This window comes from Paraburkholderia sp. J63, assembly GCF_905220245.1.
Taxonomy (GTDB): domain Bacteria; phylum Pseudomonadota; class Gammaproteobacteria; order Burkholderiales; family Burkholderiaceae; genus Paraburkholderia.
The window spans coordinates 158,472-174,406 of sequence record NZ_CAJMZF010000012.1; the positions used below are offsets into that span (position 1 = coordinate 158,472).

A 15,935-nucleotide genomic window follows, 5' to 3' on the forward strand; every position below is an offset into this window, starting at 1 on the left:
CAGCGCGGATGGCGCACGCGCGATGCATGGCGCGCATCGCAGGAACGGCGCACGGGACGCGCGGCTGCGGCGGCCGCCGCCCGAACAAGGCAGCAACGGCGGCCAACAGCATGAAATAGACACAAGCGGGCACAAGCAGATACAAGCGCGACACGAGGCGCCGCTCGCGCACCACAAGCAACGGACGGGCGAACGCGCGCGGCAGCCATGCTGCACTGCAGTATCTCAATCTAGGCAGCGCTGGGCGCAATGTCAAGGCGGGCCGGATCGCCTGATCGCGCCATGATCGCGCGGCGGCGTGAAGTCGGCGTGACAGAAAACGCAAACGCTCCGTCCCCGGCTGTCATGCCGGCGATGCCTGCTGAATACGGCGCGCGGGCAGCCCGCAACGGCTGCGCACTTTGCTGTCGGCGCCCACCAGGCTGGACTACACTGTTAGCGCTTTGCGCGCCGCAGCATGGGACATAGAGATGTACCCGCGCAACCGTGGTTCAGCTTGCCTTGCATGGATGGAAAACCGACATCATGACTGCAAAGCCCGACAAGTATTCCGCCCTGCTCGCCCGCTGCGCGGGCCTGCCGCCCGTACCCACCGCGGTCGCGCACCCATGCGACATCTCGTCGCTCACGGGCGCGCTCGATGCCGCCAGGCTCGGCCTCATCGCGCCGATCCTGGTCGGCCCCGAGGCGAAGATCCGCTCGGTGGCCGAGGAAGCCGGGCTCCCGCTCGACAACTTCAAGATCGTGGACGCGCCGCATAGCCACGCCGCCGCCGAGCTCGCCGTGCGCGCCGTGCGCGAGGGCGAAGCCGAGCTGCTCATGAAGGGCAGCCTCCATAGCGACGAGCTGCTGCACGAAGTGGCTCTCGGCGCGAGCGGCCTGCGCACGGAGCGCCGCCTCTCGCACGTGTTCGCGATGGACGTGCCCACGTATCACAAGCCGCTCTTCATCACCGACGCCGCCGTCAACATCTTCCCCAAGCTCGCCGACAAAGCCGACATCGTGCGCAACGCCATCGATCTCGTGCATGCGCTCGGCATCGCCACGCCGAAGGTCGCGATCCTCGCGGCGGTCGAGACGGTCTCCGAGAAGATGCCCTCGACGCTCGACGCCGCCGCGCTCTGCAAGATGGCCGATCGCGGCCAGATCACGGGCGGCCTGCTCGACGGCCCGCTCGCCTTCGACAACGCGATCAGCGCCGAGGCCGCGCGCATCAAGGGCATCGTCTCGCAGGTCGCGGGCGACCCCGACATCCTGCTGGTGCCCGACCTCGAAGCGGGCAACATGCTCGCCAAACAGCTCACCTTTCTCGCCGGCGCGGAAGCCGCCGGCATCGTGCTCGGCGCGCGCGTGCCGATCATCCTCACGAGCCGCGCCGACTCGGTGCGCGCGCGCATCGGCAGTTGCGCGATCGCCGTGCTGCTCGCCCATGCGCGGCGCGCGCGCGTGACCACGGAGGCCCTGTGACCGCGACGCCGACTCTCCCCGCCGCGCCCGCTCACGCTCCGGGCGAAGGCCACATCGTGCTCGTCGTGAATGCGGGCTCGTCGAGCATCAAGTGCTCGGTGTATCGCGTGATCGACGATCCTCACGTGGAAGGCGGCGCGGGCGCGAGGTTACGTGCAATACATGGCGCGGGCGGCCAGATCGAAGGCATCGGCGTGGCGCCGCGCGTGGAAGCGCACATGGCCGACGGCCGGCTCATCGTCGACGAGAAGTTTCCGGTCGCGCAGGTCGCCGACCACGACGCCGCGTTTCGCCTGCTGCGCCTCGTGCTCGCGGTGGGCCTGCGCGACACGCCGCCCGCCGCGATCGGCCATCGCGTGGTGCACGGCGGCGCGCACTTCAAGGAGGCCGTGCTCATCGACGACAAGGTGATCGAAGCGCTCGATGCGCTCACGCCGCTCGCGCCGCTGCATCAGCCGCACAATCTCGCGGCGATCCGCGCCGTGCGCACGGCCGCGCCCGAGCTGCCCCAGGTGGCCTGCTTCGACACGGCCTTTCACGCGGACAACGGCATCATGGCGCAGCTCTTCGCGCTGCCGTACCACTACTACGACGACGGCATCCGCCGTTACGGCTTTCACGGCCTCTCGTACGAGTACATCGCGCGTCACCTGCATACGGCCGCGCCCGACGTCGCGCGCGGCCGCGTGGTGGTCGCGCATCTGGGCAACGGCGCGAGCCTGTGCGCGATGAAAGACGGCAAGAGCGTGGAAACGACGATGGGCCTCACCGCGCTCGACGGCCTGCCCATGGGCACGCGCTGCGGCGCGCTCGACGCGGGCGCGGTGCTCTGGATGATGGCGCAGGGCATGGGCCACGACGAGATCGAGAAGCTGCTCTATCACGAGTCGGGCCTCAAGGGCCTCTCGGGCGTGAGCAGCGACATGCGCGAACTGCTCGCGAGCGAGAGCGAACGGGCGAAGCTCGCCATCGACTTCTACACGTACCGCATCGCGCAGGAGGTGGGCAAGCTCGCCGTCGTGCTGGGCGGGCTCGATGCGCTGGTGCTCACAGGCGGGATCGGCGAGCATGCCGCGCCGATTCGCGCACAGGTCTGCGAGCGGCTTGCGCCGCTCTTTGGCATCGCGCTCGATACGGCGGCCAACGACGCCGGCAAGGAGCGCGTGAGCGCGCGAGAGAGCCGCGTGCCGGTCTTCGCGATCCGCACCGACGAAGAAGGGATGATCGCGCTGCATACGGCGCGGCTGCTGCGCGAGACGTTGGCGCATTGAGGTGGTGGCGCCGGCTGCGCAAGCACCCAGCGCGCTTGAAGCGAATCGGAGGCGAACCGCAGTTGAACCGCCGATGCGCTTCAGGCGAACTTCAACCGCTCGCTCACGCTGAACGGCACGCCGTTCCCGGCTTCGTCCACCGCCTGCGCGTCGTCACGCAAACGCCTTGGCGCTTCGCAATGCACGAGCGTATCGACGAAATACTTCGCGCGCGGCCACGGACCGAAGCCCGCCGCCGTGTTGACGTGCCCCGCGTCGCCGAGATTCACGAACGCGCTGCCCAGTTGCTGCGCGAGCCGCTGCGCACCCTCTAGCGGCATCCACGGATCGGTCTCGCTGCCGACGAGGATCGAGGGCACGGGCAGCCGCCGCGCCTCGAAGCCGCCCGCGAAGCGGAATTTTTCGGGGCTCGCGGGCGCGACGAGCAGCACGCCCGCCACGTCGGCGGCAACGAGCCCGTGCTGGAGCGCATGCGCCGCCACGAGGCAGCCGAAGCTGTGCGCGGCGAGCAGGAACGGCCCGCGTTCGCGCGCGAGCAGCCGCGTGAGCGCATGGCTCCAGAGCGCCAGATCGGGGGCGTCCCAGTCGTCCTGCTCCACGCGCAGCGAGCGCGCGAACTGGCGCTCGAGCCAGCTCTGCCAATGCGCGCCTTCACTGCCGTGCAGTCCAGGCACGGTCACGAGTCTGGGCGGCCAGCGGGAAGCGCACGAAGAACCGGTGCACGAAAGCATGATTTTTTCCTCGCTTCGACGGGTCGTGAATGGATTGTGATCCGCAGCCCCCGCGCATCGAACCAATTTTTTTTGCTTAGCTTTTTCGCCCCCTCCCGATCTGCTGCGCTGCACCGCCGCGGCGCGGGCCGCGCGGAGAAAGCCCGGCGGCCTCGGGCATGAAAAAGTAGAATGTGGCGACTCATCTCGCTCATTTCACTTCCGCAGGGAAAAGAACCACGATGAAAATTCTGTTCTGGCTCCCGCAAGCCGACGCCTCCGCCTGGCTCCAGGGTCTCGCGCGCGCCCTGCCCGGCGCGGAGCTGCGCGAATGGCAGCCCGGCGATACGGCCCCCGCCGATTACGCCGTCGTTTGGCATCCGCCGCGCGAGCTGTTCGCCGCGCGCCGTGGCCTGCGCGCGGTGTTCAACCTGGGCGCGGGCGTCGATGCGATCCTCGCGCTCGAACGCGATCATCCGGGCACCTTGCCTGCGGATGCGCTGCTCGTGCGCCTCGAAGACTCGGGCATGGCGCCGCAGATGGCCGAATACGTGCAGCACGCGGTGCTGCGCTATCTGCGCCGCTTCGACGAATACGCGCTGCAGCAGGCGCGCCGCGAATGGCATGTGCTCGCGCCGCATCCGCTCGAGACCTTCACGGTGGGCGTGCTCGGCCTCGGCGTGCTCGGCGCGCGGGTCGCGCGCGCGGTGGCGTCGCTCGGCGTGCCGGTGCGCGGCTTCTCGCGCAGCGCGAAAACCCTCGACGGCATCGAGACCTTCTCGGGCGAATTGCGCGGCCCGCAGTTCGACGCTTTCCTGAGCGACGTGAAAGTGCTCGTGAACCTGCTGCCCGCCACGCCCGACACCGGGAACGTGCTCGACGCGCGCACCTTCGGCAAGCTGCCGCGCGGCGCGTATCTCGTGAACGTCGCGCGCGGCGCGCATCTCGTCGAAGAAGACCTCGTCGATGCGCTCGCGAACGGCACGCTCGCGGCCGCCACGCTCGATGTGTTCCGCCACGAGCCGCTCGCGGGCGATCACCCGTTCTGGCGCGAGCCGCGCATCACGATCACGCCGCATAGCTCGGCGCTCACGCTGCGCGACGAAGCGATCTCGCAGGTCGCGGACAAGATCGAGGCGCTCGCGCGCGGCGAGACGGTGAGCGGCATCGTGCATACGGCACGCGGATATTGAACATCGAAGCGCGCGGGCCCCGGCCCGCGCGGCATGGAACACGCAAGGATTCAGGCAGGAGACAGACATGGCGACATTGCCCAGCGCAGTAAAAATCGTCGAAGTCGGACCGCGCGACGGTCTGCAGAACGAAAAAGAATTCGTGCCCACGGCCGTGAAGATCGAGCTGATCGACCGGCTCTCGAAGGCGGGCTTTCCAAACATCGAAGCGGCCTCGTTCGTCTCGCCGAAATGGGTCCCGCAGATGGCCGACGGCGCCGAGGTCATGGCCGGCATCGCGCGCCGCGACGGCGCGCTCTACTCGGTGCTCACGCCTAACCTGCGCGGCTTCGAAGGCGCGCTCGCCGCGCATGCCGATGAAATCGTGATCTTCGGCGCCGCGAGCGAGGCGTTCTCGCAGAAGAACATCAACTGCTCGATTGCCGAGAGCATCGACCGCTTCGCGCCCGTGGCCGAAGCGGCGAAAGCCGCCGGCGTGCGCATTCGCGGCAGCGTCTCGTGCGCGTTCGGCTGCCCATATCAGGGCGAGGTGCCGCTGGCGTCCGTGGTCGACGTGGTGCAGCGCTTTGCGGCGCTCGGCTGCGACGAGATCGATATCGCCGACACCATCGGCGTGGGCACCGCGAAGCGCGTGCACGAAGTGTTCGAAGCGGTCACCAAGGTGTTTCCGCGCGAGCGTCTCTCGGGCCACTTCCACGACACCTACGGCCAGGCGCTCGCCAATATCTACGCGGCGCTCGAAGAAGGCATCGCGATCTTCCACGCGTCGGTGGCGGGGCTCGGCGGTTGCCCGTATGCGAAAGGCGCGACCGGCAACGTCGCGACCGAAGACGTGCTGTATCTGATGAACGGCCTCGGGATTCACACGGGCGTCGACCTCGATCAGGTCGTCGAAGCCGGCGACTTCATTTCGAAGGCGATCGGCCGGCCCAACGTCTCGCGCGCCGGCAAGGCGCTGCTCGCGAAGAAGCAGAACGCGGCCGCGTGCGCGTGACGCTCGCGCATTGCATCTGGCATTTCATCTGGCATTGAAGCGCAGTACGAAGGAAAGAACGACATGACGGAAACGCTCATCAACTCCGAAAAGGACGGCCTCGAAGCGCTGCCCGAATCCGCGCGCCGCGTCGCGCTCCTGTTGCGCGAGCGCGGCCACGCCAAGCCCGTCGTGCTGCTGCCCGAGACCGGCAAGACCTCGGCGGAAGCGGCGGCCGGGCTCGGCTGCGAAGTCGCGCAGATCGCCAAGTCGATCCTGTTTCGCCGCCGCAAGGACGATGCGCCCGTGCTCGTGATCGCGAGCGGCGCCAATCGCGTCGACGAAAAGAAAGTCGAGGCGCACGTGGGCGAAGTCGGCCGCGCCGACGCGAAGTTCGTGCGCGAAATGACGGGCTATGCGATCGGCGGCGTGTGCCCGATCGGCCATGCCACACGACCCGTCACGCTGATCGACGCCGACCTGTTCGCGCTCGACAGCCTCTGGGCCGCGGCGGGCCATCCGCATGCGGTGTTCAATCTTTCGCCGCAGGAACTCGCGGAGCTCACCGGCGCGCCCGTGGTCGACGTCGCGCTGCGCGACGCATGAGCGCGAGCCCCACGCCGGACCGAAGCGCGGGCGCGGACCCGGGCGCAACCAGCGCGCCCGTGGAAACACCCTCGCCCTGCATCAACGTGTGCCGCATGCACGAAGCGAGCGGCCTGTGCGAAGGATGCCTGCGCACGATCGACGAGATCGCGGCGTGGTCCACGCTCGACGACGCCGCGAAGCGCGCCGTCTGGGACGCGATCGAGACGCGCCACGCGCAGTGGATGACCACGCGCGTCGATTCGCTCAACGAAGGAGACGCACGATGACCTCGCCCGCCCGTGTCGTGACGATCGGCGAGACGTGCCGCTCGACGCTCGCGCTCTCGCCCGCAACGGTGAAGTCGTTCGCGACGCTCGTGAACGACCTGAACCCGCTGCACCACGACGACGCCTATGCCGCGCAGAGCCGCTTCGGTGGCCTGATCGCCTCGGGCACGCAGCCCACCGCGTATTTCATGGCGCTGCTCGCCACGCATTTTTCGCAGTACGCGCAACCGCTCGGGCTCGAATTCGACATGAAGCTCAAGCGCGCGGCGCACGCGAACGACGTGCTCACCTTCGAATGGCGCGTCGTGGACGCGCACTGGAAAGCGAGCCTGAACGGCGACCTCGTGAAGCTCGAAGGCACGGCCGTCAACCAGCATGGCGAGACGCTCGTGGTGGGACACTCGACCATCCTCGTGATGCCGAAGGCGCCGCAGGCGCAAGCCGGCGGAGAATCCGCGCAATGAGCGGCGATGCGGCCAATGCGCCCGTGACATTGCCCGCGTCGATCCGCGTGTTCGAGCGCGGCTGGCTCTCGTCGAACAACGTGCTGCTCGTCGACGAGGCGCGCGCCGCGCTCGTCGATACGGGCTACGCCACGCATGCCGCGCAAACCGTCTCGCTCGTCGAGCACGCGCTCGCGGGGCGCGCGCTCGACACCATCGTCAATACGCATCTGCATTCGGACCATTGCGGCGGCAATGCACGCCTCCAGGCGCAATGGACTTGCGAGACGCTCATTCCCGCCGCCAGCGCGAGCGCCGTGGGCGCCTGGGACGAAGCGCGGCTCTCGTTTCTCGCCACCGGGCAGAGTTGCGAGGGCTTCGCCTTTACGGGCACGCTCGCGCCCGGCGCACGTCTCGCGCTCGGCGGCTTCGAGTGGGACGTAATCGGCGCGCCGGGTCACGACCCCGATTCGCTGATGCTCTATGCCGCCGAACCGCGCGTGCTGATCAGCGCCGACGCGCTCTGGGAGCACGGCTTCGGCGTGATCTTCCCCGAGCTCGAAGGCGAAAGCGGCTTTGCGGAGCAGCGCGCGGTGCTGGACGCCATCGCGCAGCTCGACGTGGCCGTGGTGATTCCGGGCCACGGCGCGCCGTTCGCGAACGTCGGGGCCGCGCTCGAACGCGCTTATGCGCGCCTCGCCTGGCTCAGCGCCGATCCGGCGCGCAACGCGAAAAACGCGCTCAAGGTGCTGATCGTGTTCAAGCTGCTCGAAGTGCGCACGATGACGTTCGCGGCGCTGGACGCGATGCTCGTCGAGGCGACGGCGATGCGCGCGGCGGCGCGGCAGCTCGCGCCCGAGAGCGCATGGCCCGCGCTGATGCGCGAACTGGCCGGCGAACTCGCGAAAAGCGGCGCGCTCGTGATGGGCGGGAACGGGATCGAAGCGCCCGCCGGCATGGCGTGATCCGCGCGCCGTCTAGCAAGGCACAAGCGGCACGCCAAAAAAAACGCTCGTCCTTTTCCGGGACGAGCGTGAGTACCTTGCTCTGACGTGATCAAACTGTCGCGATCATACTCGCGCGCGAATTCGCGTCGCATCGGTGATTTCCCTACAAACTGACAACAGCGTCCCGGCGGCGAATCCCGCACGTTTACGCGCCCATGCGAGCAATTGATTCGCGATCCGAATCGATGACAAACGATGACAAATGGCGCACGTTCACGAATGTGTCATCCTCGCCGAATCAGCCGCCGAGTTGCAGACGCAACCATTCGAACAGATGCGAGCACAGATAGAGCCCGAGCCCGATCGTGCCGCCGATCACCGTGCCGTTCACGCGAATTTCCTGCAGGTCCTTGCCGATCTTCAGCTCGATGAGGCGCGCGGTCTCGCGCGTGTCCCAGTTGCGCACCGTATCGCGGATGTGATGCGTGAGGTAGCGCGCGAAATCGGGCGCCATCGCGCGCGCGGCGTCCTCGAGATGGTCGTTGAGCGACGCGCGCAGATCCGCATCGGCGGCCAGCGACTCGCCGAGCCAGCGGCCGGTCGCCGCCACCTTCGCATGCAGCGTCGAATCGGGGCGTTCGAGATCGTCGCGCAGCCACGCGCGCAGGCTGTCCCATAGCGCGTGGGTGTAGTCGTTGAGCGCGCTGCCTTCGCGCAGGCTCGCCTTGAGCTCCTCGCCCTTGCGCAGGAACGCGGGATCGCTCTTGAGCTGCACCACGAGCTTTTGCACCACCTCGTCGAACTTCTTGCGCAGCTCGTGCTCGCGGTCCTCGCTCACCTGCAGCAGCAAACGGTTCACCGAACTTTCCAGCACGCGCGCGCCGCTCTCGCCAATCCAGGTCGTGGGCAGCACTTTCTCGGTCCACGGAAACTCGCCCTTCAGGCCGTCGACGATGCGCGCCGACACGAACGCGCGCGTGCTCTCGTCGGCGAGCAACTGGCCGAGCTGGTCGAGCATCTGGTCGAGCAGTTCCTGGTGGCGGCCGTCTTTCGTGAGCGTGTCGAGAATCGCGCCCGCCGACTTAGAGAGATCGACCTTGTCGAGCGCGGCATAGAGGCCGTCGCGGATGAAGGCGCGGATGCGCGCGTCATCGGTGAGGCCGAGCAGACCCGACATCAGCCGCACCGCGTAGTCGCCGAGGCGCGGCGCGTTGTGCGGCGCCGTGAGCCACGACGAGAGCCGCTCGACCGGATCGTGGCGGCGGATCAGCCCGACGAGCGCATCGACGTTGAGAAACTTCTCGTGCACGAACACGGCGAGCTCGTCGGCGATGCGGTCCTTGTTGCGCGGAATCACGCCCGTGCGCGCCGCGATGAACGGAATCGGCACGCGCCGGAACAGCGCGACCACGGCGAACCAGTCGGCGAGCGCGCCCACCATGGCCGCCTCGCTCACCGCCTTGATGCCGTCGATCACGACGCCCGGCGGCGAAAGCGCCGTGACGACGAACACGAGCGCCGCCGCCACCAGCAAGAGGAGCGCGCGGCGCTTGGCGCGCTTAAGTTCGGCTTCGTCGTGGCTGGCTTCTGGCGTGGTCATGCGCGCTCGTGCATCGCGGTGCACCGTCGTGGTCGGGGAACCGCGACATTATGCGGCCAGCGCGCGGAGGGTGCGGTGTCGCTACACCACCGCCTTGCCGCCGTTCAAGTGGGCGATCCCCTGACGCGGCGAACGCAGCGGCCGCCGTTCAGGCCGACGACGTCTTGCGCCGCTGCGGCACGATCCGCCAGCCGAGGTTCACGCCCGCCGCCGCGAGCAGGATGAGCACGGCGCCCGCCACCTGGATCCACGCGAGGCGCTGCCCGAACGCGAAGCAATCGACGAGAATCGCCGCCACGGGGTAGATGAACGAGAGCGCGCCCGTCATCGCCGTGGGCAGCTTCTGGATCGCGCCGTAGAGCAGCACGTACATCACGCCCGTGTGCACGATGCCGAGCGTGACGATCTGCGCCCAGTGCACGCGCGTGGCCGGCAGCGTGCCGTAGTGGATGAACGGCGCGAGCGCGAGCGCGCCGAAGACCAGTTGCACGAGCGCGATCAGATGCGGCGGCGTGCCCTTGAGGTGCCGCGTGATGATCGACGAAATCGCATAGAGGAACGCGGCGCCCGCCGCGCAGGCGACGCCCTGCAGATATTGGCCCGGCACCGCGACCACGGCCGGCTGCACTTCCACCACGCCCACGAGCCCGACGAACGCGAGCACGAGCCACGCGACGGTGGACGCGCTCACGCGCTCGCCCAGCACGAGTGCGCCAAGGCCGACGAGCATGAACGGCTGCGTGTTGTAGACGGCGGTAGCCATCGAAATGGAGGCGCGCGAGTAGGCGGCGAACAGCAGCACCCAGTTGGCGACGATGGCCGCGCCGCCCGCGACGGCGAGCGCGAGCGTGCGCCAGGGCAGCTTGCGCCGGTAGAGGCCGAGCGCCGCGCAGACGAGCGCGAGCGTCGCGCCGCCCAGCACGCAGCGCATGAAGGCCACGTTGATCGGCGACTGCTGCGAATCGACCACCAGCCAGCCGATGGTGCCGCACATCAGCATCGCGGTGACCATCTCCGACGCGCCGCGGCGAACTTCTGGGGAAGCCATGAGTGAAAGCTCCTGGTGAGTATCTGCCTGGAAGTTTACTCAGTGCGGAGCACGGAATACATGGCTAAACTTAGGTGGAAATGGCTATGTGCCTTCGATCCGAAGGCAATCATTCAATCGAACGGGTGTAATCATGAACAAACGCTCCGCAGCGCCGCTGCCCGCTCCGCTCGACGAAATCGACCGCGCGCTGCTCGCCGCACTGGCCGAGGACGGGCGCGCGAGCGTGAGCGAGCTGGCTCGCCAGATCGGGCTATCGGCACCTAGCACGTCGGAGCGGCTGCGGCGGCTCGAGGCCCAGGGCGTGATCGGCGGCTACACGGTGCGTATCGACCCGCGCGCGCTCGGCTACACGCTGCAGGCCATCGTGCGCGTGAAGCCCATGCCGGGGCAGTTGCATCTGGTCGAAGAGGTGATCCGCCGCATTCCCGAGTTCATCGAATGCGACAAGGTCACGGGCGACGACTGCTTCATCGCCCGGCTCTATCTGCATTCGATCGAGCAGCTCGACGAGATTCTGAACAAGGTCACCGAGCGCGCGGAAACGAGCACGGCCATCGTCAAGTCGACGCCGGTGGCGCGGCGGCTGCCGCCGCTCGGCTGAGCGCGGCGCGCCTCGCCCGCGGTCCGCCTCGCCCGCGGGCCGCCTCGCCGTCATTCCTGGCGCTCGGTCGCCTCGAAGAACGACAGAATTTCGCCGACGAGCGCCTCGCTCGCCTCCTCGGGAATGTAGTGGCCGCACGCCAACGCGCGGCCGCTCACGTCGCGCGCCACCTTGCGCCACTCCGCGAGCGGATCGAAGCAGCGCTCGATCACGCCGTGCTCGCCCCACAGCACGCGCAGCGGGCAGCCCACCTTGTGGCCGCGCTCGATGTCGGCGCGATCGTGGTCGAGGTCGATGCCCGCCGAGGCGCGGTAGTCCTCGCACATCGCGTGCACCGCGCCGGGCTCGCGCAGCGCCGCGCGGTACGCGTCCAGCGCCTCGGGCGCGAACGGCGCGAGCCCCGCGTGGCGGCTGCCCATCACGCGCTCGATATAGGCATCGGAATTCGCGCCGATCAGCGTCTCGGGCAGCGGCTCGGGCTGGATCAGAAAGAACCAGTGGAAATAGCGCGTGGCGAACTCGCGGTCGGTCTGCTCGTACATGGCGAGCGTGGGCGCGATGTCGAGCAGCATCAGCCGCTCCACGGAATCGGCGTGGTCGAGCGCCATGCGATGCGCGACGCGCGCGCCGCGGTCGTGCGCGCAGACGAGAAAACGCTCGAAGCCGAAGTGGCGCATGACCTCGACCTGATCGGCGGCCATTGCGCGTTTCGAATAAGCCGCGTGACTCGCGTCGCTCGCGGGCTTGCCCGAGGCGCCATAGCCGCGCAGGTCGGTGGCGATCACGGTGAAATGCTGCGCGAGGTCCGCCGCGCAGCGATGCCAGATCATGTGCGTCTGCGGATGTCCGTGCAGCAGCAGGAGCGGCGGCCCTTCGCCGCCGCGGACTCCGTGAATCTCGACGCCATCCCCGGTGCGAACAGTGAAAGGCGTGTATCCCTCGAACGGCATGGCGCGTCTCCTCATTGTCTTTGTTTGGTCTGCGGATATTGTAGGAGCGGCATAGGGTGCGCCGTCTCAAATTCGGGCCCGAAAAGCTAGAAACCGAACACTCCCTCCACTCGCCCAAACCGCGCGCGCACCGTGTGCCGCAAGCCGCGCGCCTATAATCGAACGACCGTTTCAGCGGGTGCAGCATCCGCGATTTTTCGCCGATTTATAGCCTGAAGCCGCGCCGAAGTCCGGCCCCGAGCCGGCCCGGATCCCCCCTGCCGTCAGCAAGGAGACCCCGTCATGGCATTGCCCGCCGTCCTGCAGAACCTGTCGTTGCCCGTCGTCGGCTCGCCGATGTTCATCGTGAGCTACCCCGAGCTCGTGCTCGCGCAGTGCAAGGCGGGCATCGTCGGCTCGTTCCCGGCGCTCAACGCTCGGCCCGCCGAACTGCTCGACGCGTGGCTCACGCAGATCCAGCAACAGCTCGCCGAGCACAAGGCCGCGAACCCGGACGCCGTGATCGGACCGATCGCCGTGAACCAGATCGTGCATCAGTCGAATACACGGCTCGAGCACGACGTGCGCGTGTGCGTCGAGCATCAGGTGCCGATCTTCATCACGAGCCTGCGCGCGCCGCCGAGGGAACTGCTCGACGCCGTGCACAGCTACGGCGGCATCGTGCTGCACGACGTCATCAACCTGCGCCACGCGGCCAAGGCGCTCGAGGCGGGCGTGGAAGGCCTCATTCTCGTGGCGGCGGGCGCGGGCGGCCACGCGGGCACGACCTCGCCGTTCGCGCTCGTGGGCGAGGTGCGGCGCCTGTTCGACGGCCCCATCGTGCTCTCGGGCGCGATCGCCAACGGCGGCTCGATCCTCGCGGCGCAGGCCATGGGCGCCGATCTCGCGTACATGGGCACGCGCTTCATCGCCACGCGCGAGGCGCACGCCGTGGATGGGTACAAGCACGCGATCCTCGAAGCCAAGGCCGCCGACATCGTCTATACGAACCTCTTCACGGGCGTGCACGGCAACTACATCCGCGAGAGCATCGTCAACGCGGGGCTCGACCCGGACGCGCTGCCCGAGTCGGACAAGACGAAGATGAACTTCGGCGGCGACAAGGCCCGTGCGTGGAAGGACATCTGGGGCGCGGGCCAGGGCGTGGGGCTGATGGACGACGTACCGTCGGTGGCCGAACTCGTCGCGCGCCTGAAGAGCGAGTACGATGCCACGAAGGCACGGCTGGGGATCGGGCGCTGAGGCGCCCCAGGCCTCACTTCACATCGGGCGCGGCGCGCGCCGCGGCCTCGCGAATCGCCTCGATGCCGGGCCATAGCGCGCGCTCGCCAAAGCGCGCCGCGAGGAAATCCACGAACGAGCGCACCTTCGCCGAAAGATGGCGCCGGCTCGCGTAGACGGCATAGATGGGCAGCTCACGCGGCGGCAGCGCGTCGACGAGCAGCGGCACGAGACGGCCATCCGCGATGTCGTCGCCGATCACCTCGGTGCCGAGCATCGAGAGCCCGCCGCCCTGGAGCAGCACCACGCGCAGCGCTTCCAGATGGTTGACGATCAGATTGCCGCCCGGCTTCGGGCGCGCGTGCGCCTCCGTGAACGGCGCAAGTTCGGCCGCCGACGCGCCCGCGTAATGGACGAACTTGTGCTGCGCGAGATCGGCAACACTCTTGGGCACGCCGTGGCGGCGCAGATACTCGGGCGCGGCGCACAGCACGATATGCGCGGTGGCGAGCGGCCGCGCAATCAGCGACGACGACTTCAGCCCCGAAGGCGATGCGCGGATCGCCACGTCGAAGCCTTCGTCGATCAGCTCGACCACGCGGTCCGAGAGCGTAATATCGACGGTGACCTGCGGGAAATCGGCCGCGTACTCGGCCACTGCGCCCATCACGTGGCGCAGGCCGAACGCCGTGAGCGACGACACGCGCAGGCGCCCCTGCGGCACCACGCTCGCGGCGCCCACGGCCTGGCCGGCCTCGTCGAGTTCGGTGAGCGCCTGGGCCACGCGCTCGTAGTATTCGCGGCCCGCCTCGGTGGGCGCGACGCGGCGCGTCGTGCGGTTCAACAGGCGCGCGCCGAGCTGCTGCTCGAGATGCATCACGTGCTTGCTCGCCATGGCCGCGGACATGTCCATGCGCTCGGCCGCCGCGACGAAGCTCCCCGCCTCCACCACGTGCCGGAACACTTTCATGCTGACGAGGGTATCCATCGCGCCATTCTTTCCGCAAAAATCGGGTTAATCAGGAAATAATCTCCAATATTGTGCGCGCTTTATCAATTACTGGTAGCCAAACGCGCAGCGCACACCGCCGCCAGCCGCGGACGGGGCGCAAAAAAACCCCGCGCTGCGAATAGCGCGGGGTTTGGGGATTCCGGCTTGATACGCGGCGACGCCTAGAACTTCGCGCGCAGGCCCACGCCGTAGGTCTGACCCGACGACATGTTGTCGTAGTGGTCGTACATATAGGCCGCGTAGACGTCGGTGCGCTTCGAGAGCGGGTAGTCGTAGCCGACGGCCGCGGTGTTGTGCGTCTGGTTCAGGCCGCCGCTGTCACGCGAGTACGCGTACGAGGCCATCACCGTGCCCGGGCCGACCGGCACCGAGACGCCGCCCTGGGCCGTGTTCACGTGCCAGCTGCTGATGTCGCTGTTGTCGTTCGTGTACATGTACTGGCCGAAGAACTTCACGTACTTCAGGTCGTACGACAGGCCGACTTGCGCGACGCCCTGGCTGCGCAGGCCAACGATGGTGGTGTCGCCGCTCACGATGCTGCCGATGTCGCCCGGCGTGTTGTTGAAGTTCACGTACTGGTAGACCGCCGTCGCGGCGAACGGGCCATGGAAGTACAGCGCCTGGACGCTCCACTTCTTCTTGCCGTTCTCGCCGGCCTGGTTGCCGAGCGAGTACACGGCCGTGCCCGACAGGCCGTTGAAGTTCGGCGTCGAGTACTGGATCGAGTTGCTCCAGCCCGAGTCGCCCACCACGCCCTGGTCGGTCGTGTAGGTCGGGAACGTCGAGAGCCCGAGGTACACGTGGTACACCATCGGCGAGAAGGTGTACGAATCGACGAACGGGTTGAACAGAATCGTCGAGACGAACAGCGGCGTCGTCACGCGGCCCGCCGTGAGCGTACCGTACGGCGATTCGAGGCCGACGTAAGCGTTACGCGCGAAGAAGGTGTCGCCCTGGAAGCGGCCGTCCTGGCCGTTCTGCGCGCGGAAGAAGCTTTCCAGCGCGAAGACCGCCTTGTAGCCGCCGCCCAGATCCTCGGCGCCCTTCAAGCCAAAGTAGGACGTCGACATGCCGCCGCCGCCGACGTTCCAGGCCGTCTGGCCGCCCGGGAAGCGCGTCGCTCCGACCCACTCGTCGACCTGACCATAAAGCTGGACGCTCGACTGCGCGAATGCCGACGACGAAGCGGCGGCAAGCACAGCGGCAATGACACCCGCCTTGAGGGGCGTACGCAGCGTCGTACGCAGCGCGCGGCTGACGGCTTTTTTCATGGGTTCTCCTGTCCTTGTCAAAAAGAGTGATTGGCGGCTTTGGCGCTCGCGCAAACCGTTTGTTATCTCGTCGTTCGCAGGCGTGGCCGTTCTGGGCGGGACCATCTTTGCGGACCATTTTTATGGACAAAAATATCGGTTGTTATCGCCGGTATATCGGCCCGAGTAGATTGCCCCCGGCAAACCCCGGCTCGGCCGATTCCGGCGCCCTTTTCGTCGCGTTGCAGCATGCACGGGCATCGGGCTTGCGGCCCGCGTGGACTGGACCTCGGCCCGGTTTTTGCTGTGTTCCGGCCGCGCCGATCAGGCGCCGCCTCGACGAAGCCGAGATTTGATGATGAAAGGGCACG

16 protein-coding genes are annotated in these 15,935 nt (G+C 67.9%); 10 read left to right on the plus strand and 6 right to left on the minus strand.

Annotation, left to right across the window (positions count from 1 at the left end; genetic code table 11):
* Positions 1-525: 525 nt before the first annotated feature.
* Positions 526-1,467 carry a bifunctional enoyl-CoA hydratase/phosphate acetyltransferase gene (locus U5775_RS15710; protein WP_322059029.1) on the plus strand — a complete coding sequence of 314 codons (942 nt, stop codon included), beginning with the start codon at positions 526-528 and terminating at the stop codon, positions 1,465-1,467.
* Positions 1,464-2,738, plus strand: coding sequence for an acetate/propionate family kinase (locus U5775_RS15715; protein WP_322059030.1), 1,275 nt, complete (start codon positions 1,464-1,466; stop codon positions 2,736-2,738). Before U5775_RS15710 ends, U5775_RS15715 begins: the two co-directional genes overlap by 4 nt.
* Before the next feature lie 80 nt (positions 2,739-2,818).
* Here U5775_RS15715 and U5775_RS15720 read toward each other — a convergent pair whose 3' ends face one another.
* Complete coding sequence (locus tag U5775_RS15720) at positions 2,819-3,469, minus strand: alpha/beta hydrolase (RefSeq protein ID WP_322059031.1); 651 nt, start codon at positions 3,467-3,469, stop codon at positions 2,819-2,821.
* A 221-nt stretch (positions 3,470-3,690) separates the two neighbouring features.
* Here U5775_RS15720 and U5775_RS15725 point away from each other — a divergent pair, with 221 nt between their 5' ends.
* The 6 genes from U5775_RS15725 to U5775_RS15750 all read left to right on the plus strand — a co-directional run bounded on the left by U5775_RS15725 (position 3,691) and on the right by U5775_RS15750 (position 7,897).
* A complete protein-coding gene (locus tag U5775_RS15725) occupies positions 3,691-4,641 on the plus strand; it encodes a glyoxylate/hydroxypyruvate reductase A (RefSeq protein ID WP_322059032.1) in 951 nt (316 codons plus the stop codon).
* 67 nt (positions 4,642-4,708) lie between these two features.
* Positions 4,709-5,635: a hydroxymethylglutaryl-CoA lyase gene (locus U5775_RS15730; RefSeq protein ID WP_322059033.1), complete on the plus strand. Its 927-nt coding sequence runs from the start codon at positions 4,709-4,711 to the stop codon at positions 5,633-5,635.
* Positions 5,636-5,698: 63 nt separating this feature from the next.
* The gene (locus U5775_RS15735) at positions 5,699-6,220 is read left to right on the plus strand and encodes a YbaK/EbsC family protein (RefSeq protein ID WP_322059034.1); all 522 of its coding nucleotides are present in this window, start codon (positions 5,699-5,701) and stop codon (positions 6,218-6,220) included.
* Positions 6,217-6,489 (plus strand): DUF1289 domain-containing protein, encoded by a 273-nt coding sequence (locus U5775_RS15740; protein ID WP_322059035.1) that lies wholly within the window; start codon positions 6,217-6,219, stop codon positions 6,487-6,489. The genes U5775_RS15735 and U5775_RS15740 overlap by 4 nt, the downstream gene beginning before the upstream one ends.
* Positions 6,486-6,953, plus strand: a complete 468-nt coding sequence (locus U5775_RS15745; protein WP_322059036.1) for a MaoC family dehydratase — start codon at positions 6,486-6,488, stop codon at positions 6,951-6,953. Before U5775_RS15740 ends, U5775_RS15745 begins: the two co-directional genes overlap by 4 nt.
* Entirely contained in the window at positions 6,950-7,897 is a 948-nt protein-coding gene (locus U5775_RS15750) for an MBL fold metallo-hydrolase (RefSeq protein ID WP_322059037.1), read from the plus strand. The genes U5775_RS15745 and U5775_RS15750 overlap by 4 nt, the downstream gene beginning before the upstream one ends.
* Before the next feature lie 280 nt (positions 7,898-8,177).
* Here U5775_RS15750 and U5775_RS15755 read toward each other — a convergent pair whose 3' ends face one another.
* Together U5775_RS15755 and U5775_RS15760 are read right to left on the minus strand one after the other, a co-directional pair.
* Positions 8,178-9,479 (minus strand): DUF445 domain-containing protein, encoded by a 1,302-nt coding sequence (locus U5775_RS15755; protein WP_322059038.1) that lies wholly within the window; start codon positions 9,477-9,479, stop codon positions 8,178-8,180.
* A 148-nt stretch (positions 9,480-9,627) separates the two neighbouring features.
* Positions 9,628-10,527 carry a DMT family transporter gene (locus U5775_RS15760; RefSeq protein ID WP_322059039.1) on the minus strand — a complete coding sequence of 300 codons (900 nt, stop codon included), beginning with the start codon at positions 10,525-10,527 and terminating at the stop codon, positions 9,628-9,630.
* Positions 10,528-10,660: 133 nt separating this feature from the next.
* Between U5775_RS15760 and U5775_RS15765 the strand changes: the two genes are divergently transcribed.
* On the plus strand, positions 10,661-11,131 hold the full coding sequence (locus tag U5775_RS15765; RefSeq protein ID WP_322059040.1) for an Lrp/AsnC family transcriptional regulator: 471 nt from the start codon (positions 10,661-10,663) through the stop codon (positions 11,129-11,131).
* Positions 11,132-11,181: 50 nt separating this feature from the next.
* Here the strand turns inward: U5775_RS15765 and U5775_RS15770 are convergent, their stop codons facing one another.
* Positions 11,182-12,081 carry an alpha/beta hydrolase gene (locus U5775_RS15770; RefSeq protein WP_322059041.1) on the minus strand — a complete coding sequence of 300 codons (900 nt, stop codon included), beginning with the start codon at positions 12,079-12,081 and terminating at the stop codon, positions 11,182-11,184.
* A gap of 282 nt (positions 12,082-12,363) precedes the next feature.
* On the opposite strand from U5775_RS15770, the gene U5775_RS15775 reads away from it, so the two are divergent.
* Positions 12,364-13,323, plus strand: coding sequence for a nitronate monooxygenase family protein (locus tag U5775_RS15775; protein WP_322059042.1), 960 nt, complete (start codon positions 12,364-12,366; stop codon positions 13,321-13,323).
* A 13-nt stretch (positions 13,324-13,336) separates the two neighbouring features.
* Here the strand turns inward: U5775_RS15775 and U5775_RS15780 are convergent, their stop codons facing one another.
* Both U5775_RS15780 and U5775_RS15785 read right to left on the minus strand, forming a co-directional pair.
* A complete protein-coding gene (locus tag U5775_RS15780; protein ID WP_322059043.1) occupies positions 13,337-14,290 on the minus strand; it encodes a LysR family transcriptional regulator in 954 nt (317 codons plus the stop codon).
* A 185-nt stretch (positions 14,291-14,475) separates the two neighbouring features.
* Positions 14,476-15,585, minus strand: a complete 1,110-nt coding sequence (locus U5775_RS15785; protein ID WP_322059044.1) for a porin — start codon at positions 15,583-15,585, stop codon at positions 14,476-14,478.
* Between the last annotated feature and the right edge of the window lie 350 nt (positions 15,586-15,935).